Consider the following 23,800-nt stretch of genomic DNA (forward strand, 5'->3'; position numbering starts at 1 on the left):
CGCGGCTTGAGCCATCCTGCGAAAGGCAATATGCGAACGCTTCGCATTAGCACCTCAGGATGGATACGCGTATGTCGAGACGACTGAGCCCCGCACAGCGCAGAGCCGGCCTCATGGCCGCGCTCACGGCGGCGGTGGCGGCGACCCCCGGAATGTTTGCCACGGGTGCCGCCCAGGCCCAGGAGGCGTCGGCCGGCGCGGTGCAGCTGCCCGAGGTAAGCGTGCAGGCCGGCGCCATCCGTGGCCACAGCCCGGTGCAGGGCTTCGTCGCGGGGGTCAGTGCTGCCGGCACCAAGACCGACACGCCAATCATCGAGACACCGCAATCGATTTCCATTGTCACCGCCGACGAGATCGCCGCGCGCAGCGCGCAGAACCTCAACCAGATCCTGCGCTACACGCCCGGAGTCATCCCCGAATCCCGCGGCGCCGCCGCGGTCCGCCTGGACCAGATGACCATTCGCGGCTACTCGCCCGCCCAGTATCTCGACGGCATGCGCCTGGCCGGCGGCCGCGACGCCAACCCCAGCCTCGACGCCTACCGGCTGGAGCGGGTCGAGGTGCTGCGCGGCCCGGCCTCGGTCCTCTACGGCTCGTCCCCGCCCGGCGGCCTCATCAACGCCGTCAGCAAGCGCCCGACGCAGGAGCGTATCCGCGAGGTACTGCTGGAAGCCGGCACCCGCGCGCATTACCGGGCGGCAGGGGATTTCAGCGGCCGGCTCGACGAGAACGGCCAATGGCTCGGCCGCGTCGTCGGCTCCTACTGGGAAAGCGACGGTGAGCTGGATGAAGTGCGGCAGCGTCGCTACTTCATCTCGCCCTCGCTGACCTGGCGGCCCAGCGCGGACACCAGCATCACTCTGCTTGGCCACTATCAGCGCGATCCGGAAGCAGGCTCCTACGGCGCGGTGCCCGCCTGGGGATCGGTGCTGAACAACCCTAACGGCCGCATCGGCATGCGCTGGTTCGACGGCGACGCCAATTTCGAGAAGCTGGATCGCGAACACTACATGATCGGCTATGCCGCCGAGCATCGGGCGACCAGCTGGCTGACCCTGCGGCAGAACTTCCGCTACCTGCACACGCAAGGCGAGTACCGCAGCTTCTATCACTCGATCATTTCCGCCAACCTGCAGGACAGCGTCCGCTCGATCTACGGCACCGACGCCGATTTTGACGTCTTCACGGTGGACAACCAGGCACAGGCCAACTTCACCACCGGTCCGGTCAGCCACACCGTGCTGGTAGGTCTCGACTACACCCGCACCTTGACCGACACCTACACCGGCTCGGCACTCAACACCTCGCCCATCGGACGGTCGAACCTGCGCCAGAGCCTGTTCCGCCCGCACTACGCGAACCAGGGCACGACATGGCCGGGCTTCAGCACCTACAGCAGCCAGCGCACCAACCAGACCGGCGTTTACTTCCAGGAGCAGGCCAGGTTCGGCGGGCTTGTGCTGCTCGCCGGCGGACGCCTCGACTGGTACGACAACACCACTGAGAACCGCCGCGCCGGCGATTTCACGCCAACCGGCACGCCCCGCAACACCGCCCACGCCTTCACCGGCCGGGTCGGTGCCGTCTACCTCTTCGACAACGGCTTGGCGCCCTATGTCAGCTACAGCGAGAGCTTCGAGCCGCAGAGCGGCACCGACCGCTTCCTTAGCCCCTTCGACCCGACCACGGGGCGCCAGTACGAAGCTGGTCTGCGCTTCCAGCCACCCGGCACCAACCTGCTGCTCAGCGCGGCGGTCTTCGACCTGCTGCGACAGAACGTGCTGACCACCGACCCGGTCAACCGCCAGTTCAGCATCCAGGCGGGCGAGACGCATACGCGCGGCGTCGAACTGGAAGCCAAGGCAACCCTGGCCGATGGGCTGAGCCTGACCGCCGCCTATACCTATCTCGACGTGGAGTACAGCAAGAGCAACAACGTCACCCGCTTCGATCCCGGCATCGAGGGCGCCGCGACCGGCCCCGACGTGCCGCTGCAGGGCAAGACCCCCTATGCCATCCCGCGCCATGCCGCCTCCGCCTGGCTGGACTACAGTCCGGCCAAGGGGCCGATGGCCGGCCTGGGCATCGCCGGCGGCGTGCGCTACATCGGCTCTTCCTGGGGTGACGACGCCAACACCCTGAAGGTCGGCTCTGCCACGCTGTTCGATGCCGCCCTGCGCTACGACCTTGGCCAGCTCGGCCAGAATTTCGAGGGCATGCAGGCGACGCTCAACATCAACAACCTGGCCGACACGCGTTACGTCGCCAGCTGCTACTCCTACGCCTGGTGCTGGTACGGCTATGGCCGCACCGTGACCGGCGGCCTGCGCTACCGGTTCTGAGCGGCATGGTGGGCGGGGTCTTCCTGCGCGCCGTCCGGCCTTCCGGCGCCGAGTTCCGCCGGGTGGCGTCTATCCTGCTCCGGCTGCTGGCCGGGGCAGGGGGTGGCTATGGCCTCGCCGCGCTGTTCGCCGCCGCGCTGCCGCCGCTGCTGCCCTTGCCGCGGGCCGAGGCGGTGCTCACCGCGACCATGGCGAGCTTTGCCGTGCATGCCACGGCGATCCTCTGGGCGTTTGGCACCCGCACCGTGCTGCGCGCCTGGGCCGGCATCGCGCTGCCGGCACTGACGCTCGGCATCATCCTGCTGGCAGGCGGGCACACCCGATGAAGGATGGCCTGCGCCAGAGCATGGCCTGGTTGCATACCTGGTCGGGCCTGCTGGTCGGCTGGATGCTCTATGCCATCTTCCTGACCGGCACGGCGGCCTATTTGCGCCCCGAGATTTCCGCCTGGATGCGGCCCGAACTGCCGGTGACGGCGCCCGCACCGCGGGATGCCGAGGTGGCGGTCGCGGCCATGAGCCGCCTGGCACCGGAATCGCCGGTCTGGTTCATCACCCTGCCGGATGCGCGCGAGCCAACCATCCGCGTCTTCTGGCGCGAGGCCGGGGCGGGCGGGCGGCGGTTCCGCGACGCGGTGCTTGACCCTCTCACGGGGGAGCCGCTCACTGCCCGCGCCACGCGCGGCGGCGAATTCTTCTACCGCTTCCACTTCCAACTGCACTACGTCAGCGTGCTGTGGGGGCGCTGGATCGTCAGCATCTGCACGATGTTCATGCTGGTGGCGATTCTCAGCGGTGTCATCACCCACCGCCGCATCTTCGCCGATTTCTTCACCTTCCGGCCCGCCAAGGGACAGCGCTCCTGGCTCGACGCACACAACCTTTCCGCCGTTCTCGCGCTGCCTTTCCACCTGATGATCACCTATACGGGGCTCGTGCTGCTGATGGTGATGCTGATGCCCTGGGGCATCGACCGCGCTTACCCGGAGGGGCGCGCCGCCTTCAACCAGGAGGTCTTCGGCACCGCCCCGACACGCCCGGCCTCCGGGCGGAAGGCACCGCTCGCTTCCGTTGGGCCGATGCTAGAGGAGGCGGGGCGGCAATGGCAGGGCGGCCGCGCGGGGCGGCTCACCGTCAACAATCCCGGGGACGCGGCGGCCACCGTGCAGATCGTCCGCGCCGAGGCCGAGCGCATCTCCTACGACCCGCAAAGCATCGTCTTTGACGGCCAGACCGGCCAGGTGATCTCGGCGCGCGGCCCGGGAGGCGGCGCGTCGGAAACGCGTGGAGTGCTTTATGGTCTGCATATCGGCCGCTTCGCGGGACCGCTGCTGCGGGCGCTGTTGATCCTGGCCGGGCTCGCCGGCACCGCCATGATCGCCACGGGCTGCATCCACTGGGCGGTGAAGCAACGCCAGCAGGCGTCCAGGCGCGGGCACGTCGGCCTTGGCACGCATCTGGTGGAGCACCTCAACATTGCCGCCATCGCAGGCCTGCCGCTCGCCATGGCCGTTTTTTTCTGGGCCAACCGCCTGCTGCCGCTGGAGATGGCGAGCCGGGCGGAATGGGAGGTGCACGCCTTCTTCATCGCCTGGGGCGCCTGCCTGCTGCATCCGCTGCTGCGTCGGGGGCGACGCGCCTGGGTGGATCAGTTTGCCACCGGGGCGGCCCTGTTTGCCCTGCTGCCGCTGCTGGATGGCGCATTGACCGGGCGACACCTTGGCAACAGCCTTGCCGCGGGCGACATGCTGCGCGCCGGCTTCGACCTCGGTCTGCTGGGCTGCGCCGCTCTGCTGGGCACCATTGCGTGGAAGCTGGCGCGGCGCCCGGCCGAGCGGCAACCCGCCAGGCCGGCCCTGCCCGGGGACCGGGCGACGGGGGGGAAGGCGCTGTGACCTTGCCCGGCTTTGCCCTGGCCTATGCCGGGTTCCTGGCCCTGTCGCTGGCCATGGAGCGCCATCATGAGCAGCTCCTCGGCACCAGGCGCATCCCGCCGCTGCGGCGGCGCCTTTGCGGCATCGCGGGCTGGCTGCTGCTCGGCGCTTCGGCCGTGGCGCTGGTGAATGCCTTGGGATGGGGCTTCGGGCTGGTTCTGTGGGCGGGCGCGCTGCATGCCGCGGCACTGACGGTCGCCCTGCTGCTCACCTACGCGCCACGCCTTTCGCTGGCGCTGGGCGGGCTGGCATTGTTGTCCAGCCCGCTGATGGTCCTGCTGACGGGCTAGGCAGCTGCGACAAGCAAGACTCAGCCGCCCGCTGCCAGTTCCGCCACCCGGCGCAATGCCGCTTCGGGCAGCGGACCCTTCAGCACGGCTGCCAGCGAGCCCTCGAACTCCTCGACGCTGGCCATGCCTACCAGGATCGTGCTCATGCCCGGATGCGCCATGGCGAAGCGGATGGCGGCTTCCGGCAAGGAAGCGGCGAAGCCTTCCCGGACCAGCGGCATCAGCTTCCGCGCCTGCGCCAGATCCGCGTCGTAGGAGGTGCCGGAGCCCATCGGCGCTGGGGCGGGGCTGGCCACGGGATGCCGCTCGGCCGAGCCGCTGAGGGCTCCCCCTGCCAGCACGCGGATGCCGACCGCACCCATGCGGGCAGCCCGCATCCGGTCCAGCAGCAGCCCATAATCCTGTGCCGCATGGCCGGACGGCGGCGGCGCGCCGGCCGAAGGGTTCAGCATGTTGTAGATGACCTGCGCTCCGCTGAAGAAACCGGCATCGATCACGCCATGCAGCGCGGCCGTCTCGCCCACCGCGGTGAAGGCGGGCAGGCGGAACTTGCCCGCGGCCCGCAGCGCCTCGAAGGCCGGCACCACTTCCTCCAGCACCTGACGCAGGCTGAGATCCTCGCCGCCGCCTTCCAGCGTGACCTCGTTGTGCAGGTAGAAGATGTCGGCCCGGTCGCGCTGCAGTCGCTTCAGGCTGCCGTCCAGCGAGGCGGTGACCGCCTGGCGGATGTTGCCGAACTCACTGGAATGCAGGCGTACCTTGGTGCCGACCAGCGCATCCTTCGCGGCGAGCCTGCGCAGCACCGCACCCAGATTTTCTTCCGACGCGCCGTTGCCATATTGAACGGCGGTGTCGAAATAGGTGATGCCGGCTTCGAGTGCGAGGGCAATTGCGCGCTCCTGATCCTGACGCGCTCCGCGTACCATGAGGCCGCCGACGCCGCCGCAGCCGAAACCGAGCTGGGAAACGGAATGGCCTTCGGGGCCGAAGGGGCGTTGTTCGAGCAGCATCGCTTTCTCCCGTGTTCCGGGCTGGGGGAGCCCGCCGGGGGTATTGTGCTGCGGCCCGGTGCGGCGCACCAGTGCGGCACACCATTGCGGCGCGGATCGGGGCGGGAACGGGAAGAAGGCGGGGAATGTCCTGCCGGCACGGGCGCCTTGCTTGGTGCAACGCGGTTCTGACCGCCGCTGCATCTGTCGCGCTGCCGGCTGGGAGCGCCGCGTCCTACATCCGGCTCAGGCCCGGCTGCGTGACGCGCGGGTTCACCCGCCAGCCTTCCGGCCACCATCCCCAGTGCTCCACCAGCACCAGGATGACCGATACGCCCAGTGCCAGGAGCATGACCAGCGCCGTACGGCGCGAAGGCGGGTTGCGCCACAGACGGGACATGAAGAAGGTGAGGCGCAGGATAGGGTCCATGCCTGATCCTCGCCTATCCGGATTGCTCAAGGCTAGGGCCCGGATCATGGCGCCAGGGCAGGGGCTTCATGCAGTGGTCAGGCTGGCGGCAACTCTTCGCCGGCCCAGATCGCGAGAAGTCACACCGCCTACGGCCTGATCGCACTCGACGGAGCATCTGACAGCGGGCGGCGCAAACCGAGAGCCGACGAGGCCTGCGCGTGACTGCGCCCGCTAGAAGATTGTACCATGGCTGCGGCGGGATGGTGCCTAAAGAAGGCTGCTTGAGCCTCTGCTTGTTTCCCGCAACGGCATTGCGTTGAAGAAACTGGAGCGGGCGAAGGGATTCGAACCCTCGACCCCAACCTTGGCAAGGTTGTGCTCTACCCCTGAGCTACGCCCGCGCTCCGTTCGGCGTGGGCGGCGATATGTCACGGCGTCGGCGCCTTCGCAAGTCCCCTGAAGTGGGGCGTTCCAAAAAAAGTCGAATCTTTCCGCGGGCGGATCGAAGCGCCGCTGCCAGCCTTGCGGTGTCGCTCTCCGCCCGCGCATGCTGCGCCCGGCGCAACGAGGCCACCACAGAGGCTGACGGAGGAGCCGTGCCATGTTGAAGGGCATCCACCCCTTCCTGACGCCTGATCTGCTTCGCAGCATGGCCGAGATGGGCCACGGCGACACACTGGTCCTGGCGGACGCCAATTTCCCCGCGGCCGCCCTGGCTGCTTCATCGGCCGGCACACGTCCAGTGCTGCGCCTCGCGGGGCTTGCTGCCGATGCGGTGCTTGAGGCGGTGTTGACCTTGCTGCCCATCGACGACTTCATCGAGGCGCCGATCCGCTGCATGGCGGTAGTGGATGCCGCGCCGGATGCTCCGCCGCCCGAGGCGGTGGCCGCCTTCACCGCCATTCTGGCCTCCCGCGGGCTACCCGCGCCGGCTCCGCTGGACCGCTTCGCCTTTTATGCCGAGGCGGCCCGCGCCTTCGCCATCGTGCAGACCGGCGAGCGCCGCCTCTACGGCAACCTCATCCTGACCAAAGGGGTGATCCGCCCGTGATGATCGACGCACACCACCATGTCTGGCAACTCGCCCGCGGCGGCTATGGCTGGATGACGCCGGACATGACGATCCACCACGACTACGGTTTGGATGACCTGCGGCCACTGCTGGACGGGGTCGGCGGCACCGTGCTGGTGCAGGCGGATGCCACCGAGGCCGAAACGGATTTCATGCTGGAAGTGGCGGCGGGCTCGGCCGGACTGGTGCTCGGCGTGGTGGGCTGGGTGGATCTGGCGGCGCCGGACGCATCTGCCCGCATCGCCACCCGCGCCAGCACGCCTGGCCTCGTCGGATTGCGGCCGATGCTGCAGGATCTGCCGGACCCGCGCTGGATCCTCAGGCCGGAGGTAGCGCCTGCCCTGGCGGCCATGGAGCGGCTGGATCTGCCGCTCGATCTGCTGATCCTGGCGCATCAACTTCCGCTGGTGCCGGAACTGGCGGCCCGCCATCCCGCCCTCCGGATGGTGATCGACCACGGCGCCAAGCCGCCCATCCGGGAGGGGAGCTGGCAGCCCTGGGCCGATGATCTGGCGCTCGCCGCCGCTCTCGGTCCGCGCATCCATGTGAAAATGTCCGGGCTGGTCACGGAAGCCGCACCGGGCTGGACGACGGCCGTGCTGCGCCCCTGGGTCGCCCATCTTCTTGACTGCTTCGGGCCAGGCCGCGTGCTGTGGGGCAGCGACTGGCCAGTGGTTGATCTTGCAGGGGGCTACAACGCCTGGCGAGAGGCCAGCCTGGACATGCTGGATGGCCTCGGTGCCGCCGAACGTGAAGCGGTGCTGGGTGGGAACGCCGCCCGCTTCTACCGCCTCGGCTCCTGACCCCATCGGTTCCCGGCCACGGGCCACCGGACTTGGCGCCAACCTGATCACTGCGGACCCCCCCTTGCACGGCAAGCCAGGCATGCCCCGGCCGCCCGCTGCGGCGCGGCGGCCACACGAACGCGTTATCCCTGCTTTTCGCCAGAACAGCGTTGCGTCATCCCTGCTCGGCTGCCGTATGGTTGTGCCTGAATGACCCTCGCCCTGGAAACGCGCGCCTTGATCGAAGTTGGATACGCCCGTGACGTGGACGCGGCCATGGCGGCACGCGCCTGCGCCCGCGCCGTCGGCGCCAACGGGAAGCCGGATCTGATCCTGGCGTTTTGCGGTGGCAAGCTGCAGCCGGAAACGGTGATGGGTACGCTGCGGCAAGAGCTGGGCGAGGTGACCGTGGTGGGCGGCGCCTCGGCCGGAGGAATCACCCGTGCCGGCCACGGCTATAGCGGGCTGGAATTGGTCACGGTGGGCTTCAGCGGCGCCGAGGTGGTGCCACAGGTGGTGCTCGGCGATCTTTCGCCCGGCGATGTCGGCGGCGGTGAGGCGCTCGGTGCCCGGGTGCGGGAGGTCGCGACCGAGGGCGCCGTGGTGCTGTTGCTGTTCGACAGCGTGGCGAGCCAGATGCCGCTGCGCCTGCATCCCGCGAGCCGCATCGTCGAGGGGTTCCACAAGGGGCTGAACGGCCACCGCGTCACCCTGCTCGGCGGCGGCATGCTGACCGACATGAACCTATCCGACAGCTTCGTCTTCGATGGGCGAGACATCCGCCACCACATGGCCGTGGCGCTGGTGTTCCCGCCGGGCATGGAGGCCGAGACAGCCATCCTGCATGGCTGCCGCCCGATCAGCACCTTCATGGAGATCACCCGCATCGACGGGATGGAGGTGTATGAGCTGGACGGCGAGCCCGCGCTTACCGTGATCGAGCGCATGCTGGGCCTGCCGCTGGGCCAGACCGAGCGGCAGGAGTTGTCGTTGATCGCGACGCTGGGGCAGAAGCAGGGCGATCCCTTCGCCCCCTATGACGAGAACGCCTACGTGAACCGGCTGATCCTGCGCGCCTCGCCCGACACCGGCTCCGTCACCCTGTTCGAGCCCGACTTCTTCCTGGGCGCCCGGGTGCAGATCATGGCGCGCGACAATGCCCTGATGCTGGACTCCGCCCGCAACGGCGTGGCGCGTCTTAATGGGCTTGTGGAAGGCGGCGACAACCTGCTGGCGCTGTATATCGACTGTGCCGGCCGTGCCAGTGCCCGCAGCGGCGCACTGACGGAGGAGGCCGAGATGGTCCTGCAAGGGTTCACCCCGACCATGCCCTTCGCGGGCTTCTATTCAGGTGTCGAGATCGCGCCCTTCCAAGGCTATTCCCGTCCGCTGGACTGGACCGGCGTGCTTGCCGTGCTGCGGCGGCGGCGCCGCGCATGAACCACACCCAGATCATGCCGGCCGTCAGCAGCGACGGTCAGATGGAGCGCGAGCTCGCCTATTACCGGCGGGAATGCAACGTGCTCGGTGCAGCCCTGTTGCGGCTGCAGGAGGAGCAGAGCCAGGCCTTCCGCGAGGCGCGCCGTTCGCGCACCGTGGCCAAGCTGATCCGCGAAGCCTATCGCCTGATCGACCAGAGCGGCTCGCCCGAGGAATTGGGCCGGCCCATGCTGGCCACCCTGCTCGACAACACCCTGCACGACCGCGCCGCCCTGCTGCAGGAACACCCTCGCGGCAGCGGCAACTTCTTGGTGACCCACTGCATCGGCCTGCCCGGTGATCCGCCAGGCCCGGTGCAGCTGCCCGTGGTGCCACCCTTCTTCTTCACCACCTCGCGCACCCGCATCGAGCCGCCGGCCTACCAGCTCACCGCCATCCTCCGCGTGCCCTATATCCTCTGGGCCTATGACGAGACCTGCGGCACGGCGCTGATCATCGGCAACCAGTCTGAAAGCAATGTCAGCCGCCCCTTTGAGACGGCCGACCAGGAGGTCGTGGAAGGCGCGCTCTCGGTCTACATCGACATCCTGCTGCGCAAGCGGGCCGAGATGGAGATGCGGGAGGCCCGCATCCTGGCCGAGGAGGCCAGCTCCACCCGCTCGCGCTTCCTGGCAACGCTGACGCATGAGCTCCGCACGCCCCTCAACGCCATCATCGGCTTTTCGGAGATGATGGCCACCGGCTCTCGCTATGAGCTGACGCCGCATCAGGTGGGCGAGTACAACACCCATGTCCACACCTCGGCCAGCCACCTGCTGTCGCTGATCAACGAGATCCTGGATTACTCCTCGCTGGCGCGCGGCCGGGTGCCGCTGACGCTGCGCTGGACCGGTGCCATGGAGTTGGTGTCGGCCAGCTTCGGTGCCGCCTCCGCCACGGCAACGGAACGCGGCGTGCGGCTGGCCATCGTGCCTCCGCCTGGGCCGGTCTGGATCCGCGTGGATCGAACGCGCTTCCGGCAGATCGTCGACAACCTGCTCAGCAACGCCATCCGCTTCACCGATTCCGGCGGTGAGGTGGCGATCCATGTGTCGGTGGAACAAGGTGGCGGTCTCCGGATCGAGATCCGCGACACCGGCATCGGCATGCGTCCGGAGGACATCCCCCGCGCGTTGGAGCCCTTCCAGCAGATCGACAACCGGCTTAGCCGCTCTTCCTCCGGCACCGGGCTTGGCCTGCCGATCTCCCGCGGCCTGGCACTGGCCCATGGCGGAAGCCTGGTGGTGGAAAGCGAGCCGAATGTCGGCACCTCCGCCATCGTCACCCTGCCGGGGGAAGCCGTGCATCAGGGTGGCGCGCCACCGGGGGGCAATCCCGCCGGCTGAGGAGCGGCCCTCGGGCAGGATCCTCGACACAGCGTGGGGTGCGGGGAGGGAGAGAGCCTTACGGCCCGTGTTTTTTCGGGCCGGCTGGGCAGGCATGCCGGTCTCAGCTCAGGGCGAGGCCGGACAGAACAGGCATGCTGGAGGTTGGGGGTTCCAGCGGCGGAAGCACCAGCGAAAACACGCGCTGTGCCGATCTTCACCTCCGTCCGGTCATCAGGCCACAACGCCCGGCGGGGTTGCCGACAGGGTCGCGAGATTGGCGTCCACCGCGTGGATCAGGCCCCAGTTCTCGGTGTAGTTGGCCGGAAAGCCTGGCGATCCCGCATCCTGGTCATGCTGACGCGCACGGGAATAGTCGGTCCATTTGCGGGTGGCCGGCCGACGATGGTGGAAATCATGGCAGGGTGCGTCGCCCACCATCACGAAGACACGGGCGAACAGCGCACCGGTCAGCATCACGGCCCACCAGCCGGTCCAGGCCAGGATGCCACGCGGGCTGCGGGCGCTGGCGTCGGGCGGCATGGCGCCCAGAAAAACGCCGACGGTCGAGGCACACACAAAAGCCTTGCCGCGAGCTTCGATCAGATGAACCTCGGGGAAGCGGTGCTCGCACAGGATGCGGAACACGGTGGCCACCTGCAGCAGGATCGACAGCGGCAGCAGCCAGGCCAGAAGGTAGACGGCCCAGCCACCGGTCGCGGCCGCCGCGGCCAGGGGGAGAGCGAAACCGGCACGGGCCATCCAGTCATGCTGCCGGTCTCCGCTGAACATGGCGGCCTTCATGCGCCGATAGAAGAACGTGGCGTGGAAGGCGGGCGAGATCAGCTTGACGATGATCCGTCGCCACAGCTCGCGCTTCTCTAGCCCTGGCTCCAGCCCGCAGACGCCGAACACGAAGTCGGTGAATTCATCCTCCTCCGTCAGCAGCTTGTTGGCCGAGTGATGCAACATGTGGTCATGCTGGTACTTCTCGAATCGCGTGAACAGCAGCAGCGCGGAAACCAGACGTCCGACCTGCCGATTTCGTTCGCGCGAACGGAACACGGTGCCATGCGAGCAGTGATGGAAGATCACCACCTGATACAGCCCAAGACCTGAGCTGGTGGCCAGAAGCCCGGTGAACAGCAGCAACCCGGCCAACATCCAGGGCATGGCAACCAGCACGGCCGCGGCGCTCAACATGCAACCTCCGGTCATGGCTGCAATGCCGCCGACAACGAACCGCAGGGGTGGCACTTCGCGCACTTCTTCCCCCGGTGCGGGTTTCGCGGTCACCCAGGTCAGGAATGGCTGCAGCCAGGCAGGCAGGCGCGCGGCCATTTCCGAGCGTGGATCCATGCGCACAGACTGGAAGTTCGTCTCGCGAGGGGACGGAATGGCGGCAATTTTCATGCCAATTTCTCCTGGATTCAATAATAGAGACGGGATCGGCCGGGGTATCCGGCACCCGCGCATTTGTATCGTTTGCTAAGCCTCTCGCAGTGCAATTATTGCCAAACAATCCCGTCTTCGATTCGGGAGCGCACCAAGCAGCTTCTTTGTGCGGCAACTGCCAGCTCGGAGAATTCTTCCAGCTGTTCAGCAAAGTTTCCGCTTGCCGATTCCGCTGGATCGGATCCTTCGCAGCAGCGGCTTGCTGAAGCGCTGCTTTTACGCATGTGCGAAGATTCGTCAGGAGAAACAGCAACTTGAGATTGAATTCGGGCAAGCGGTGCCATTCTCTGCAGCCTTCGACGAAAAGCTCTGCCCGACGCAAAAGAATTGTCCCGAATTTGAGATGATCGAGCGAGGTGATCAGGTTGCGGAGCCTTCCGCTTGCTGAACGCCTGCATCTTCCTTCGCGAAGCTTAGGGCTCGGATGAGCGCCGTTCCTGGGGATGCGGATGGGAGGGTGCCGCGAACGGGACGGCTGCGGCCTATGCTGCCTTTGAAGGCGCTGGAAATTTTCCATCCCGGAAGAAAAAGGTGTGCCGCAACGGGGCCGGATCTGGTTCTTCCTGCTTGTGGAACCCGTTCCCGTCCCAAACTCCCTTCTCGTTTTCGCTTCCTGACGCGCCGAGGCGACCACTGGCAGGGGCCATTCGGCCGCGGACTCGCCCTTCGCCGCACTCACGGACATCTTCAAAGCGGAGCGAACCGTCTCGGTGCGCTGGGCATCGAACATTCCGACAAGCGCGTCTGGGTGCCGGATAATGGTGCTCGTCCTGGATAGACGAGGTAGCCGAGCGAGGTGCCGGCACTCCAAGGCCACTGAGGTGAACAATGTTCTGCAGGCGGCGCTGTGCGCCGGCCGTTACCCTGAACCCGTGCTGCTGCTGCTGGACGCGGCTGTTGCCGGCGCGACCCGCATCCGTGACGCGCATTTCCCTTGCAATCAGCACTGTCCCTCGGCCATGCTCAGGACAGGTGCAACAACCGAAAGGAGGTGATCCAGTGTCTCATTGTTTGCTTCAGGTGCATGCCGCCAGCTGGACCGCCTCGACGACCACGACCGTCCTGGTTTGAGGCTGCGGAAGCGCCACCAGACAATGTGAGCCCCGGGGAGCGATCCCCGGGGCTTTCTTTTTCAGGCTTCCCGTTCGCCTTGCAGGAGACGCAGCACTTGGCCAGCCTGTCAGGCCTGCTGTGCCGCCAGGTTCGGCGTCGGCATGGCCTGGGGTATGCAACCGGCCTGGCTGGTTTCCACGTCCGGTGAACCCAAGGATGCCGCGGGGGGCGGCCGTGGCGAGATGCGGGACAATGGCAGGGTCATGCTGCAGACCATGCCCTCCGGTCGCCAGTCCCAGTCCACCGAACCGCCAAGCTGGCCTCGCAATGTCGTCCGGATGAGCCGCGAGCCGAAGCCACTGCGCGTCGGTGGCTGCACCGGCGGCCCGCCACTTTCGGTCCAGATGATGCGCAGCACATCCTGCTCCACCGTCCAGCGCAGCGTCACCTGACCGCCTGGAACCGAGAAGCCGCCATGCTTGGCCGCGTTAGTAGCCAACTCGTGCAGAGCCATGGCCACCGCCTGCACCGCGGAGGGGGCGAGCGACAGGCAAGGGCCTTCCAGCACTACGCCTTGTCGCACGCCGGCTTCGTCACGGCCGTAAGGCGCCAGTTCACGCGCGGCGACGCCGGCCAGGTCGGCAGCCATCCAGCCCTGCTGGGCCAGCAGCGAATGCGCGCGAGCGAGCGCCCCGATCCGCGCCTCCACCGCTGCCACAAACGCGCGTGGCTCTTCCATGGGGGTGAGACGCAGCACCGATTGCACCACGGCCAACGCGTTCTTGGCGCGATGATCGACCTCGCGCGCCAGCAGCACCTGCCGCTCCTCGGCGGCGCGGCGTTCGGTGATGTCGCGCAGCACTCCGGTAAAGAAGCGTGCTCCGCCCGCATCCCGCCATTCGCCGATCGAGGCCTCCAGCGGCACGGCGTGGCCGTCGCGGTGCAGCCCTTCCAATTCGGCGCCCACGCCGATCACCCGCCGCTCGCCAGTTTGCAGAAAGCGCCGCATGCCTGCGGCATGGCGTGCCGCCAGCGGCCCGGGCATCAGCACAGCGATGTCGTGCCCTATCACCTCGGCGGCGGCATAGCCGAAGATCCTCTCGGCGCCCTGGTTGAAGGCGCGGATGATGCTGTCCTCATCCATCACGACGATGGCGTCGGGGGCGGCTTCCACGAGGGCGCGCAGCCCGGCCTCGCTGGCGGCCAGCTCCGCCTCCGCGGCGCGCCGGTCATGGATATCCTCCACCACCCCGAACCATTCGGAAATCTGCCCCGCACCGTCCAGGATCGGCACGCCACGAGCCCGGTGCCAGCGCCAGGCGCCGCTGCGCAGGCGCACGCGGTATTCCACATCCACTGGCCGCCGGTCCTCCATGGCACCGCGCCATGCGGTCATGGTTGGCGCCACATCCTCAGGATGAAGGGCACGCAGCCAGCCATTGCCCCGCATCTCCGCCTCCGCCTGCCCGGTGAGCAACTCCCATCCCCGGCTGCGCAGGATCGACCCGCGGGCGGTCGCCCACCACAGGCCGGCGGCGCCCGCCTCGGCCAGCGCGCTGTAGCGACGCTCGCTCGTCCTCAGCACCGAAAGCGCCTGCTCCAGCACGCGGCGCAGCATCTCGAACTCCCGGATCAGCGGGCCAGAGGAGGGGGGCGGCACCTGGGGCGGCTCGGCAAATTCCCCGGCGGCCAAAGCCACTGCCTCGGCTTCGCGCTTCAGCTGGCCCAGTGGCGCCAGGATTCGGTTGCCAAACCAGAAGGCGAGGGCCAGTGCCGCGGCCAGCGCAACCAGCCCGCCGCCGCCCAGAACCCCGACGGCCCGCCACCAGACGGCGGCGTGCCCGCCGGCCGGCTGCATCACCATGACGCTCCAGGCTTGGCTCCCGGCGGTGGCCGTGCCGTCGATCGCGTGAAAGGCCATTGTCACCCGCACCCGCTCCGGGCCATGACCTGAAACCAGGCCGCTTCGATGGCCTGCGTGCGCCGTCGCGGCCCAGGCGGGGATGGTGCTTCCCAAAGATCCTTCCGCTTCCCGCGATTGGGCGACAAGCTGTCCGGCGCCATTCGCGATCGCGATCACCGTGTCGTTGAACAGCTCGGGCGCGGCCAGCAGGCCGGAGATGCGTTCAGGCGGAAGGTGAAGCGCCAGCATGGCGCGGCTCCGGCCGCCACGCCGCACCGGAACCGCGATCGCGATCCCGCTTGGCGCCGCCTGCGGGCTGCCCTCCAGTGGACCCAGCGCCGGATGGCCACCGGCCACGGCAGCACGGGCAGCATCTTCGCGGGCCAAACCGCTCTGCGGCGTTGAGCCGGTATCGAGAAGCGGCACAAGGTCGGCGCCGAACAGCCACAGCGGCGTGCCCAGAGTGTTGGCGGCGCGTATCAGGTGGAGCCGCAACCCGGAGGTCTGGTGTTCCGGTTCGTCCAACAAGGGGGAGGCGGCAAGCGCCTCCAGCGCTGCCAGATGCGTGCCGATCTCCCGGTTCACCAGCAATGCGACGATGCGCGCTGCCTCACGCAGCCGGGCTTCCGTGGCGCCGCGATGATTGTCCATGGCCAGCCAGACCCCCACCAGGCCCGTGCCCAGGGCGGGGATCATGATCAACGAGGCCAGCGCCGCCAGATGCGCACGCAGGCCACGCGGCCGGCACAGCGCCGCAGGCGAGAAGATCGCAGCCATCCTGACCGTCCAAGGTTCTTCGGAGGCCACGATCATCAGGCGGAAACATCAAGATAAGCCTAATGCGAATCGGAGATGGATCTGGCGGCGGCAACTTCGAATCGCTTTGGCTTGACCATTGGCCTTATGATCAGGGCCGCTGCGCCGCCTGCACCACCGGTGCCATGCCCAGTGCCGCGGGTCCGCCATCGACCGGCAGGTTGCGTCCCGTTGCCGTCAGCGTGTCACCCTCCACACGGTAAAGTCCGATTTGCCGATCCGCCATGTTGCCGATCAGCAGGGTCCGCCCGTCGCGGGAAAACGCCATGCCCTGCACCCAGTCGCCCGCCGGCGCCTCGGCCACGACGCTGAGGCGCCCGGCCTCCACCTTCAACAGCTTCACCATGGCGCGGTCGCGCAACGGGTCGCCGGGGGCGCGGCTCGATCCGTTATGCACCACCACCACGGCATGCACCCCGTCCGGGCTGGCCATCACGCCCTCGGGCGTCGGCCCTACCGTCACTGTGTCCAATGTGCGGAACGGCTCGCGCGACAGGTCGATCAGGGTCACCGTATCCATGTCGCCGGTGTTGTTGGCGCTACGCCCGACATTGCCCACCACCGCCCAGCCACCGGGCGAGACGCTGACGGAATAAGGCCGCACTCCCGCCGTCATGTCGCGTTCCAGCTTGGTGACGTTCTGTCCTTCCACCCGCAGCACGGAAACGATGCTGTCATTGTCGCGCGTCACCAGGGCGTGGCGCCCGTCGGGCGTGAACTGCGCATGGCTCGGCCCCGTATTGGCGGCGCCGATTGTGACCGCGCCGGCGACGCTCACCTGACCGCCCGCGATGCGCAACACGGAAACGGTGCCGGCATTCCGGTTGGCCACCAGCGCCAGCGTGCCCTCCGGGTTGATCGAGATGCCCGACGGCCCGGCACCCACCTCCAGCGTCGCGACAACGCGCGGCGGCGTGCTCTTCAGGTCGACCACCGACACCCGGTTGTCGGGCACGGTCTTGGTCGGGTCGTTGGGATCGATCTTTTCGGCCGAGCTGGCCAGCGCCAAGCCCTCATCCGGCGTCACCGCAATGGAATTGGGCGGGCCGACCACCGAATGCGGCGCCTGGACGGTGCCGGTGATTCGCGGCTCGGCGCCCGACAGGTCGATCACCGCCAGCGTGTCGGGCCGGGGATCGCGCACCACCGTGTTCACGCCGTTCACCAGCGCACGCTTGTTGTCGTTGCCCGAGACGGCGATCTCCGCCCGCGCCGCGCCTGCCAGCGCCAGTGCGCATCCAAGGCCCAGGCCCATCAGCCTGCCTGCATTCTGCATGGACTTCATCTCTTCCCTGTTCTCCGGACGAGGCGCGAACGCCGCCGGGGAGGCTCGCCGCCTCTGCCCACCATCTCGGCAGCGCCACGCCGCCCCGTCTAGTCCGTTTTTAAGTCGATACGAAATCGGTGCCAGAGGGGCGGATCTGGGCCGGGCGCGAGCTTGGCCGATCACATCTGCGGCCGGCATGCCTCGGCGCCGCAACTTTCCGCCATTTCCCATCGTCTCTGAACTAGGGTGGTTCCGATCCGGTTCCGCCCGCCACATTCCGCGTGGCTGAGGGGCCCGTGGGGAGGAAACGACGTGTCATTCAGCCTGCAGGCCTGCCCGAATCCGGGCTCCGCCCGATGAGTCCGCTTGCCAATGCGCCACTGGCGCGCCACGCCATGGCCTATGTTCTGGCCGGCGGTCGCGGCACCCGCCTGATGGAGCTGACCGAGCGGCGCGTGAAGCCGGCCGTGTTCTTTGGCGCCAAGTCGCGCATCATCGACTTCGCCCTGTCCAACGCGATCAATTCCGGCATCCGCCGCATCGGCGTCGCCACCCAGTACAAGGCGCACAGCCTGATCCGCCACATGCAGCGCGGCTGGAACTTCCTCCGCCCCGAGCGCAATGAGAGCTTCGACATCCTGCCCGCCAGCCAGCGGGTGGAAGGTGCGGGCTGGTATTCCGGCACGGCGGACGCGGTGTACCAGAACCTCGACATCATCGAGGCTTATGCTCCGCGCTACATGGTCATCCTGGCCGGCGACCACGTGTACAAGATGGACTACGAGGTCATGCTGCAGCAGCATGAGGCCTCGGGTGCCGATGTCACCGTGGGCTGCATCGAGGTGCCGCGCATGGAGGCCACCGGCTTCGGCGTCATGCACACCGACGCCGACGGCCGCATCAGTGCCTTTCTGGAAAAGCCCAAGGACCCGCCAGCCATGCCGGGCCGGCCGGATGTGGCACTGGCCAGCATGGGCATCTACATCTTCGACACCAGGTTGCTGGCACAGGAACTGCGGCGCGACGCCGCCGACCCGGAATCGGAGCATGATTTCGGCAAGAACATCGTTCCCCATCTGGTCGCCCAGGGCAAGGCGATGGCGCATCGCTTCACCGAGAGCTGCGTCACATCCGGTGCCGAGGCCGAGCATTACTGGCGCGATGTCGGCACGGTGGATGCCTACTGGCAGGCCAATATCGACCTGACCGACGTGGTGCCCGCCCTCGATCTCTACGACCATAACTGGCCCATCTGGACCTATAGCGAGATCACCCCGCCGGCGAAGTTCGTGTTCAACGACGATGGCCGGCGCGGCTCTGCGGTGGACAGCCTGGTGTCCGGCGGCTGCATCGTCTCGGGTTCCTCCGTCAACCGCTCCGTGCTCTGCACCAACGTCCGGGTGCATTCGTTCTGCCAACTGAGCGGCGCCGTGCTGCTGCCCGGGGCGGCGGTCAATCGCAACTCCCGCCTGCGCAACGTGGTGGTGGATAGCGGCGTCGAGCTGCCGCCGGGCCTTGTGGTGGGCGAGGATGCGGCCGAGGATGCGCGTCGCTTCCGCCGGACCGAGAAGGGCGTCACCCTGATCACCCAGGCGATGCTCGACGCCCTGCCCACCTGATTGGCCCTGCCATCTGCCCCGAGTCCCCGATGCCCGCCGAATACCAGCAGCCCCTGACGGTTCTCTCCGTCGCCTCCGAATTGTACCCGCTGATCAAGACGGGGGGGCTGGCCGATGTGGCGGGCGCGCTGCCCGCCGCCCTGGCAGAGCAGGGGATTGCCGTGCGCAGCCTGCTGCCGGGCTACCCGGCCGTGCTGCGGCAAATGCAGGATGCCGAGCCGGTGCTCGATCTTGGCACGATCTTCGGCGGGCTGGCGCGGCTGCTGGCGGGCCGCGCCGCCGGGTTGGACCTGTTCGTGATCGAGGCGCCGCACCTTTATGGCCGGGAAGGCAATCCCTATGCCGGGCCGGATGGCGACTGGCCCGACAATCCGCAGCGCTTCGCGGCTCTGGCCCAGGTGGCGGCGCGCATCGGGCAGGGCGCCTTGCCGGGCTTTCGCCCCGACATCGTCCATGCGCATGACTGGCAGGCCGGGCTCGTGCCCGCCTACCTGCATTATTCCGGCGCACCCCGCCCGGGCACCGTGTTCACGGTCCACAACCTGGCCTTCCAGGGCCAGTGCGACGCGTCCCTGCTGGCCGAGCTGGGCCTGCCTGGGGAAGCCTGGTCGATTCACGGGGTCGAGTATTACGGCGCCATCGGTTTTCTGAAGGCCGGGTTGAAGCTGGCCGATCGCATCACCACCGTGTCCCCCACCTACGCCGCCGAGATCCGCACGGAGGAGGGCGGCATGGGTCTGGCCGGGCTGCTGCGCGACCGCGCAGCCGAACTTTCCGGCATTCTCAACGGCATCGACACCGCAGTGTGGAACCCGGCGAACGATCCCAACCTGCCGTCGCCTTTCTCCGTAGCCGACCTCCGGGCGCGGGAAAATAGCCGCCGCGCCCTGCGCGATCACTTCGGATTGCAGGACGACCCGGAAGCCCTCACCGTCGGCGTCGTCAGCCGCCTGTCCTGGCAGAAAGGCATGGACGCCCTGCTCGCCGCCATGCCCGCGCTGATCGACCTGAACATGCGGCTGGTGGTGCTTGGCACGGGAGATCGCGCCATCGAGAACGGGCTGGAGGCCGCTGCCGGGATGCATCCCGGCCGCATCGGCCTGCATCTGGGCTATGACGAGGGGCTGGCCCACCTGATCCAGGGCGGCGCCGATGCGCTGCTGGTGCCATCCCGCTTCGAGCCCTGCGGCCTGACCCAACTCTGCGCGCTGCGTTACGGCGCTGTGCCGGTGGTGGCACGAGTGGGGGGGCTGGCCGACACGGTGATCGACGCCAATGAAATGGCGGTGGCGGCAGGCTGCGCCACTGGCGTGCAATTCGCTGCCGCGACGCCGGACGCCCTGGTGGCGGCCCTTCGCCGGCTCGCATCGCTTTGGCGCGATCGGGCCGCCTGGACCCTGATCCAGAGCAACGCCATGCACAGCGACGTGTCCTGGAACCGCCCGGCCGCGCACTACGCTACCCTCTACCGCGAGATCCTGTCAGGCCGCTGAGCACGCGGCCCTCCGGCTTGGAGAGGCACAGGATACCGCTCCGGGGTTTTCTTGTTCCGGGGAGGGGGCGGTTTCCGGCCTCCGGGCAGAAAGACAACTTGGCGTTGCGGTGCGGCGTCTTCTATCGTCCGTGGCGCTTCCCCACCGACTGGAAGGGCCCGCCGCTTGAACCAAGACTGCACCCCCGCTCCGGCCCAGGACGATGCCGCACTGCGCGACGCCATCCTGTCCAAGATGATCTACGATGTTGGCGGGCGGGAGGAGCGCGCCTCGCCGCGCGACTGGTTCCTGGCCTCAACGCTTGCCGCCCGCGACGGCATCGTTGATCGCTGGCGCCGCTCCAACAACGAGGTGGCGAGCAGCGGCCGAAAGCAGGTCTGCTACCTTTCCCTGGAGTTCCTGATCGGCCGCCTGCTGTCCGACGCGCTGGGCAATCTCGGCATGACCGAGCAGATGCGGCGCGTGTTGCATGGCCTTGGCGCCGATCTGGAAGAAGTCTTCGCGCAGGAGCCGGACGCGGCGCTGGGCAATGGCGGCCTGGGGCGGCTCGCCGCCTGCTTCATGGAAAGCATGGCCAGCCTGTCCGTTCCCGCCATCGGCTACGGCATCCGCTACGAGAACGGCCTGTTCCGCCAGTTGATCCGCGACGGGCAGCAGCAGGAAGTGCCGGAGGACTGGCTGTCGCTCGGTAACCCGTGGGAGTTCGAGCGTTCCGGCATCACCTATGACATCGGCTTCGGTGGTCATGTCACCGTCGGGCCGGATGAGCGCATGATCTGGCAGCCTGGCGAGGTGGTGCGGGCCATCGCCTACGACATCCCAGTGGTCGGCTGGCGCGGCCGGTGGGTCAACACGTTGCGGCTGTGGTCGGCCCGTGCCACCGACCCGCTGCGGCTCGACGCCTTCAACAGCGGCGACCATGTCGGCGCGCTGGCCGGGCGGGTCAAGGCCGAGGCCATCTCCCGCGTGCTCTATCCCGGCGACGAGAGCCCGGCGGGCCAGGAGCTGCGGCTGCGGCAGGAATACTTCTTCGCCTCCGCCTCGCTGCAGGACCTGATCCGGCGGCACCTGCGGCTCCATGGCGACCTTTCGACGCTGCCCGAGAAGTACTCCGTCCAGCTCAATGACACCCATCCGGCCATCGGCGTGGCGGAGCTGATGCGGCTGCTGGTCGATGTGCATGGCATGGATTGGGACGAGGCCTGGGAGATCGGCCGCGCCACCTTCTCCTACACCAACCACACCCTGATGCCCGAGGCGCTGGAAAGCTGGCCGGTCTCGCTGATGGAGCGCCTGCTGCCGCGCAACATGCAGATCATCTACATGATCAACGCCCGCCACCTGGAGGCGGCGCGCGCCGCCGGAGCCAGCGACAGCCTGCTTTCCGCCGCCTCGCTGATCGACGAGCACCATGGCCGTCGCGTGCGCATGGGACATCTGGCCTTTATCGGCTCGCACAAGGTGAACGGTGTTTCGGCCCTGCACACCGGGCTGATGAAATCCACCGTCTTCGCCGAGCTAGATCGTGTCTGTCCCGGCCGCATCACCAACAAGACCAACGGCATCACCTTCCGCCGCTGGCTGCTGAGAGCCAATGCGCCGCTGACGCGCCTCATCACCGACACCATCGGCCCCCGCGTGCTGGACGATCCCGAGCGTTTGGCCGACCTCATTCCCCATGCCCGCGACGCCGGCTTTCAGGAATCCTTTGCGCGCCAGCGCCTGGAGGCCAAGCAGAACCTGGCGCGCATCGTGCACCTGCGCACCGGCGTGCAGATCGATCCACACGCATTGTTCGACGTCCAGATCAAGCGCATCCACGAGTATAAGCGGCAGCTGCTGAACATCCTGCACACGGTCGCGCTGTACAACGCCATGCGCGCCCAGCCCATGGGCAATTGGGTGCCGCGGGTCAAGCTCTTCGCCGGCAAGGCGGCGCCCAGCTACCACCGCGCCAAGCTGATCATCCGCCTCGCCAATGACGTGGCGCGCGTGGTCAACCGCGATCCCACGGTGCGCAACCTGCTGAAGGTGGTGTTCCTGCCGAACTACAACGTCACCCTGGCCGAGAACATCATCCCCGCCGCGGACCTGTCCGAGCAGATCTCCACCGCCGGGCTGGAGGCGTCCGGCACTGGCAACATGAAGTTCGCCCTCAATGGCGCCCTGACCATCGGCACCATGGACGGCGCCAACATCGAGATCAGCGAGCGGGTCGGGCTGGAGAACATCTTCATCTTCGGCCTCGATGCCTCGGTGGCGGTGCCGCTGCGGCGTGACGGCTTCGACGCCCGCGCCGCCGTTGCCGCCTCCGACGAGCTCGATGCGGCGCTGGATGCCATCGCCTCCGGCGTCTTCTCGCCGGAGGAGCCGGACCGCTACAAGGGCTTGGTCGAGGCATTGCTGGCGCGGGACGACTTCCTGGTCACCGCTGACTTCGACAGCTATCTGCGCACCCAGCGCCAGGTGGCCTCCCGCTGGCAGCACCCTGCCGACTGGTGGCGCAGCGCGGTGCTGAACACGGCCAATGTGGGCTGGTTCTCCTCAGACCGCACCATCCGCGACTATGCGGAAGAAATCTGGCGTGTTCCGGCAGGCCTCGCGACGCCTCCGGGCTGAGTCTCGACACCGCTGCTTTCGGAGAGAGGCGGCCGGATCGCCGAGAGGCATCCGGCCCCGATCAAGGGCCAAAAGTATCCGGCCGGGCTTTCAGCCTGACCGGAAGCGTCAGCTCAAGCCCGGCGCAGCAGACCCGAAAGCAGGTCTCCCAGCAGGGAAGGCCGGGCAGGTCGCGGGGCATGCGGACGCGGCGCGGGATACTGGTGGTCCCAGGCCTGTTCGACCAAGGGCGCAAGGTCGTCGCCCACCACGCACCAACGGCCATCCGGCGCCAGGGCCATGAAGGCGCCCGGCTCGCCCTGGCGGCGCAGCGGATGGCGTTCACCAATGGTCCAGCCGGCATCGGCCAGCCAGTCCAGTCGCTCCGAGCTTGGCCTTGTCATCATCCTGGTCCCGCCATCGGTCTTTCCTCTGTCGTCAAACGCGCTGACAACAGCGGAAGCTTCACAAACAGCGAGAGTATTCCAGCACGAAAAGATGAAGACCGCCGCAAATGCCTTCGTCTCACGGACTGGAACGCGAAGACGTGATCGGGAGAGAGTTTTCGATGTTTTCTCAACCAGGACGCTACGGGCCGATGGAACCCGCCGGCTGCGCCCTGGCTGGCTCGATCACCGTGGCACGATGTTGACCGGGATCTCCACATCCAGCAGCGGTGCGTGCTGCTGCGCGCCGTACACATCCGTGTCACCGATGTCGCCCGCCGGCACCAGGCGCGGCAGGGTGGCCTTGAAGGCGGCCGCCGTGTCGTAGGGAGTGAAGAGCACGTCCTGCTCCTCGACGCCGTAGAGGCGTGCGAACAGGGCGGCGTTCAGCACCCCCGTCGCCTTGACCTGCCGGTAGACATCATGGTCCTCGAACAACACGTCGATGGTGACCATGAAGGGGCCGGCATTCTTGCTCTTGCAGATCTGCGCGATGTCGCGGATGCGGGGCATGGCGGGGTCC

General features: G+C 67.8%; 19 protein-coding genes and 1 tRNA gene. 12 read left to right on the top strand and 8 right to left on the bottom strand.

Features of this window, described 5'->3' with window-relative positions; genetic code table 11:
• Nucleotides 1-113 precede the first annotated feature (113 nt).
• From ACFOD4_RS01600 to ACFOD4_RS01615, 4 genes are read left to right on the top strand one after another with little or no spacing between them, the layout of a single operon-like run.
• Nucleotides 114-2,342 (top strand): TonB-dependent siderophore receptor, encoded by a 2,229-nt coding sequence (locus ACFOD4_RS01600; protein WP_379592919.1) that lies wholly within the window; start codon nucleotides 114-116, stop codon nucleotides 2,340-2,342.
• A gap of 5 nt (nucleotides 2,343-2,347) precedes the next feature.
• Nucleotides 2,348-2,668: a DUF3649 domain-containing protein gene (locus ACFOD4_RS01605; RefSeq protein ID WP_379592921.1), complete on the top strand. Its 321-nt coding sequence runs from the start codon at nucleotides 2,348-2,350 to the stop codon at nucleotides 2,666-2,668.
• Nucleotides 2,669-2,688: 20 nt separating this feature from the next.
• Nucleotides 2,689-4,236 carry a PepSY-associated TM helix domain-containing protein gene (locus tag ACFOD4_RS01610; protein WP_379592923.1) on the top strand — a complete coding sequence of 516 codons (1,548 nt, stop codon included), beginning with the start codon at nucleotides 2,689-2,691 and terminating at the stop codon, nucleotides 4,234-4,236.
• Nucleotides 4,233-4,565 (top strand): DUF3325 domain-containing protein, encoded by a 333-nt coding sequence (locus tag ACFOD4_RS01615; protein ID WP_379592925.1) that lies wholly within the window; start codon nucleotides 4,233-4,235, stop codon nucleotides 4,563-4,565. Before ACFOD4_RS01610 ends, ACFOD4_RS01615 begins: the two co-directional genes overlap by 4 nt.
• 20 nt (nucleotides 4,566-4,585) lie before the next feature.
• Here ACFOD4_RS01615 and ACFOD4_RS01620 read toward each other — a convergent pair whose 3' ends face one another.
• The 3 genes from ACFOD4_RS01620 to ACFOD4_RS01630 all read right to left on the bottom strand — a co-directional run bounded on the left by ACFOD4_RS01620 (nucleotide 4,586) and on the right by ACFOD4_RS01630 (nucleotide 6,367).
• On the bottom strand, nucleotides 4,586-5,575 hold the full coding sequence (locus ACFOD4_RS01620; protein ID WP_379592927.1) for an aldo/keto reductase: 990 nt from the start codon (nucleotides 5,573-5,575) through the stop codon (nucleotides 4,586-4,588).
• A gap of 214 nt (nucleotides 5,576-5,789) precedes the next feature.
• A complete protein-coding gene (locus tag ACFOD4_RS01625) occupies nucleotides 5,790-5,984 on the bottom strand; it encodes a hypothetical protein (RefSeq protein WP_379592929.1) in 195 nt (64 codons plus the stop codon).
• A 308-nt stretch (nucleotides 5,985-6,292) separates the two neighbouring features.
• Nucleotides 6,293-6,367: transfer RNA gene (locus ACFOD4_RS01630), tRNA-Gly, on the bottom strand.
• Between the two features lie 200 nt (nucleotides 6,368-6,567).
• Between ACFOD4_RS01630 and ACFOD4_RS01635 the strand changes: the two genes are divergently transcribed.
• The 4 genes from ACFOD4_RS01635 to ACFOD4_RS01650 all read left to right on the top strand — a co-directional run bounded on the left by ACFOD4_RS01635 (nucleotide 6,568) and on the right by ACFOD4_RS01650 (nucleotide 10,648).
• Nucleotides 6,568-7,017, top strand: coding sequence for an RbsD/FucU family protein (locus ACFOD4_RS01635; RefSeq protein ID WP_379592931.1), 450 nt, complete (start codon nucleotides 6,568-6,570; stop codon nucleotides 7,015-7,017).
• Nucleotides 7,017-7,841: an amidohydrolase family protein gene (locus ACFOD4_RS01640; RefSeq protein ID WP_379592933.1), complete on the top strand. Its 825-nt coding sequence runs from the start codon at nucleotides 7,017-7,019 to the stop codon at nucleotides 7,839-7,841. Before ACFOD4_RS01635 ends, ACFOD4_RS01640 begins: the two co-directional genes overlap by 1 nt.
• A gap of 192 nt (nucleotides 7,842-8,033) precedes the next feature.
• Nucleotides 8,034-9,263, top strand: coding sequence for an FIST signal transduction protein (locus ACFOD4_RS01645; RefSeq protein WP_379592935.1), 1,230 nt, complete (start codon nucleotides 8,034-8,036; stop codon nucleotides 9,261-9,263).
• Nucleotides 9,260-10,648 carry a sensor histidine kinase gene (locus tag ACFOD4_RS01650; protein ID WP_379592937.1) on the top strand — a complete coding sequence of 463 codons (1,389 nt, stop codon included), beginning with the start codon at nucleotides 9,260-9,262 and terminating at the stop codon, nucleotides 10,646-10,648. Before ACFOD4_RS01645 ends, ACFOD4_RS01650 begins: the two co-directional genes overlap by 4 nt.
• A gap of 213 nt (nucleotides 10,649-10,861) precedes the next feature.
• Here the strand turns inward: ACFOD4_RS01650 and ACFOD4_RS01655 are convergent, their stop codons facing one another.
• Nucleotides 10,862-12,040 carry a fatty acid desaturase gene (locus ACFOD4_RS01655; protein WP_379592939.1) on the bottom strand — a complete coding sequence of 393 codons (1,179 nt, stop codon included), beginning with the start codon at nucleotides 12,038-12,040 and terminating at the stop codon, nucleotides 10,862-10,864.
• A gap of 202 nt (nucleotides 12,041-12,242) precedes the next feature.
• Here ACFOD4_RS01655 and ACFOD4_RS01660 point away from each other — a divergent pair, with 202 nt between their 5' ends.
• A complete protein-coding gene (locus ACFOD4_RS01660) occupies nucleotides 12,243-12,470 on the top strand; it encodes a hypothetical protein (protein ID WP_379592941.1) in 228 nt (75 codons plus the stop codon).
• Between the two features lie 792 nt (nucleotides 12,471-13,262).
• Here the strand turns inward: ACFOD4_RS01660 and ACFOD4_RS01665 are convergent.
• Together ACFOD4_RS01665 and ACFOD4_RS01670 are read right to left on the bottom strand one after the other, a co-directional pair.
• On the bottom strand, nucleotides 13,263-15,815 hold the full coding sequence (locus tag ACFOD4_RS01665) for a sensor histidine kinase (RefSeq protein WP_379592943.1): 2,553 nt from the start codon (nucleotides 15,813-15,815) through the stop codon (nucleotides 13,263-13,265).
• A gap of 130 nt (nucleotides 15,816-15,945) precedes the next feature.
• Nucleotides 15,946-17,139, bottom strand: a complete 1,194-nt coding sequence (locus tag ACFOD4_RS01670) for a lactonase family protein (protein ID WP_379592945.1) — start codon at nucleotides 17,137-17,139, stop codon at nucleotides 15,946-15,948.
• 338 nt (nucleotides 17,140-17,477) lie between these two features.
• On the opposite strand from ACFOD4_RS01670, the gene glgC reads away from it, so the two are divergent.
• The 3 genes from glgC to ACFOD4_RS01685 all read left to right on the top strand — a co-directional run bounded on the left by glgC (nucleotide 17,478) and on the right by ACFOD4_RS01685 (nucleotide 22,852).
• A complete protein-coding gene (glgC, locus tag ACFOD4_RS01675; RefSeq protein WP_379592947.1) occupies nucleotides 17,478-18,740 on the top strand; it encodes a glucose-1-phosphate adenylyltransferase in 1,263 nt (420 codons plus the stop codon).
• Between the two features lie 53 nt (nucleotides 18,741-18,793).
• Nucleotides 18,794-20,233: a glycogen synthase GlgA gene (gene glgA, locus ACFOD4_RS01680; RefSeq protein ID WP_379593001.1), complete on the top strand. Its 1,440-nt coding sequence runs from the start codon at nucleotides 18,794-18,796 to the stop codon at nucleotides 20,231-20,233.
• A 165-nt stretch (nucleotides 20,234-20,398) separates the two neighbouring features.
• Nucleotides 20,399-22,852, top strand: a complete 2,454-nt coding sequence (locus ACFOD4_RS01685; protein ID WP_379592949.1) for a glycogen/starch/alpha-glucan phosphorylase — start codon at nucleotides 20,399-20,401, stop codon at nucleotides 22,850-22,852.
• 113 nt (nucleotides 22,853-22,965) lie between these two features.
• Here the strand turns inward: ACFOD4_RS01685 and ACFOD4_RS01690 are convergent, their stop codons facing one another.
• Nucleotides 22,966-23,235 carry a hypothetical protein gene (locus tag ACFOD4_RS01690; RefSeq protein ID WP_379592951.1) on the bottom strand — a complete coding sequence of 90 codons (270 nt, stop codon included), beginning with the start codon at nucleotides 23,233-23,235 and terminating at the stop codon, nucleotides 22,966-22,968.
• A 228-nt stretch (nucleotides 23,236-23,463) separates the two neighbouring features.
• Nucleotides 23,464-23,790: a DUF4387 domain-containing protein gene (locus tag ACFOD4_RS01695; RefSeq protein ID WP_379592953.1), complete on the bottom strand. Its 327-nt coding sequence runs from the start codon at nucleotides 23,788-23,790 to the stop codon at nucleotides 23,464-23,466.
• Between the last annotated feature and the right edge of the window lie 10 nt (nucleotides 23,791-23,800).

Source organism: Teichococcus globiformis, assembly GCF_042646265.1.
GTDB lineage: Bacteria > Pseudomonadota > Alphaproteobacteria > Acetobacterales > Acetobacteraceae > Pseudoroseomonas > Pseudoroseomonas globiformis.

Coding starts and splice junctions, on each gene's coding strand:
- ACFOD4_RS01655 (WP_379592939.1), bottom strand. CDS start 12,040: ATGAAAATTGCCGCCATTCCGTCCCCTCGCGAGACGAACTTCCAGTCT.
- ACFOD4_RS01650 (WP_379592937.1), top strand. CDS start 9,260: ATGAACCACACCCAGATCATGCCGGCCGTCAGCAGCGACGGTCAGATG.
- ACFOD4_RS01605 (WP_379592921.1), top strand. CDS start 2,348: ATGGTGGGCGGGGTCTTCCTGCGCGCCGTCCGGCCTTCCGGCGCCGAG.
- ACFOD4_RS01610 (WP_379592923.1), top strand. CDS start 2,689: ATGGCCTGGTTGCATACCTGGTCGGGCCTGCTGGTCGGCTGGATGCTC.
- ACFOD4_RS01645 (WP_379592935.1), top strand. CDS start 8,034: ATGACCCTCGCCCTGGAAACGCGCGCCTTGATCGAAGTTGGATACGCC.
- ACFOD4_RS01670 (WP_379592945.1), bottom strand. CDS start 17,139: ATGAAGTCCATGCAGAATGCAGGCAGGCTGATGGGCCTGGGCCTTGGA.
- glgC (WP_379592947.1), top strand. CDS start 17,478: ATGAGTCCGCTTGCCAATGCGCCACTGGCGCGCCACGCCATGGCCTAT.
- ACFOD4_RS01665 (WP_379592943.1), bottom strand. CDS start 15,815: ATGGCTGCGATCTTCTCGCCTGCGGCGCTGTGCCGGCCGCGTGGCCTG.
- ACFOD4_RS01690 (WP_379592951.1), bottom strand. CDS start 23,235: ATGACAAGGCCAAGCTCGGAGCGACTGGACTGGCTGGCCGATGCCGGC.
- ACFOD4_RS01620 (WP_379592927.1), bottom strand. CDS start 5,575: ATGCTGCTCGAACAACGCCCCTTCGGCCCCGAAGGCCATTCCGTTTCC.
- ACFOD4_RS01640 (WP_379592933.1), top strand. CDS start 7,017: ATGATCGACGCACACCACCATGTCTGGCAACTCGCCCGCGGCGGCTAT.
- ACFOD4_RS01695 (WP_379592953.1), bottom strand. CDS start 23,790: ATGCCCCGCATCCGCGACATCGCGCAGATCTGCAAGAGCAAGAATGCC.
- ACFOD4_RS01635 (WP_379592931.1), top strand. CDS start 6,568: ATGTTGAAGGGCATCCACCCCTTCCTGACGCCTGATCTGCTTCGCAGC.
- ACFOD4_RS01600 (WP_379592919.1), top strand. CDS start 114: ATGGCCGCGCTCACGGCGGCGGTGGCGGCGACCCCCGGAATGTTTGCC.
- ACFOD4_RS01625 (WP_379592929.1), bottom strand. CDS start 5,984: ATGGACCCTATCCTGCGCCTCACCTTCTTCATGTCCCGTCTGTGGCGC.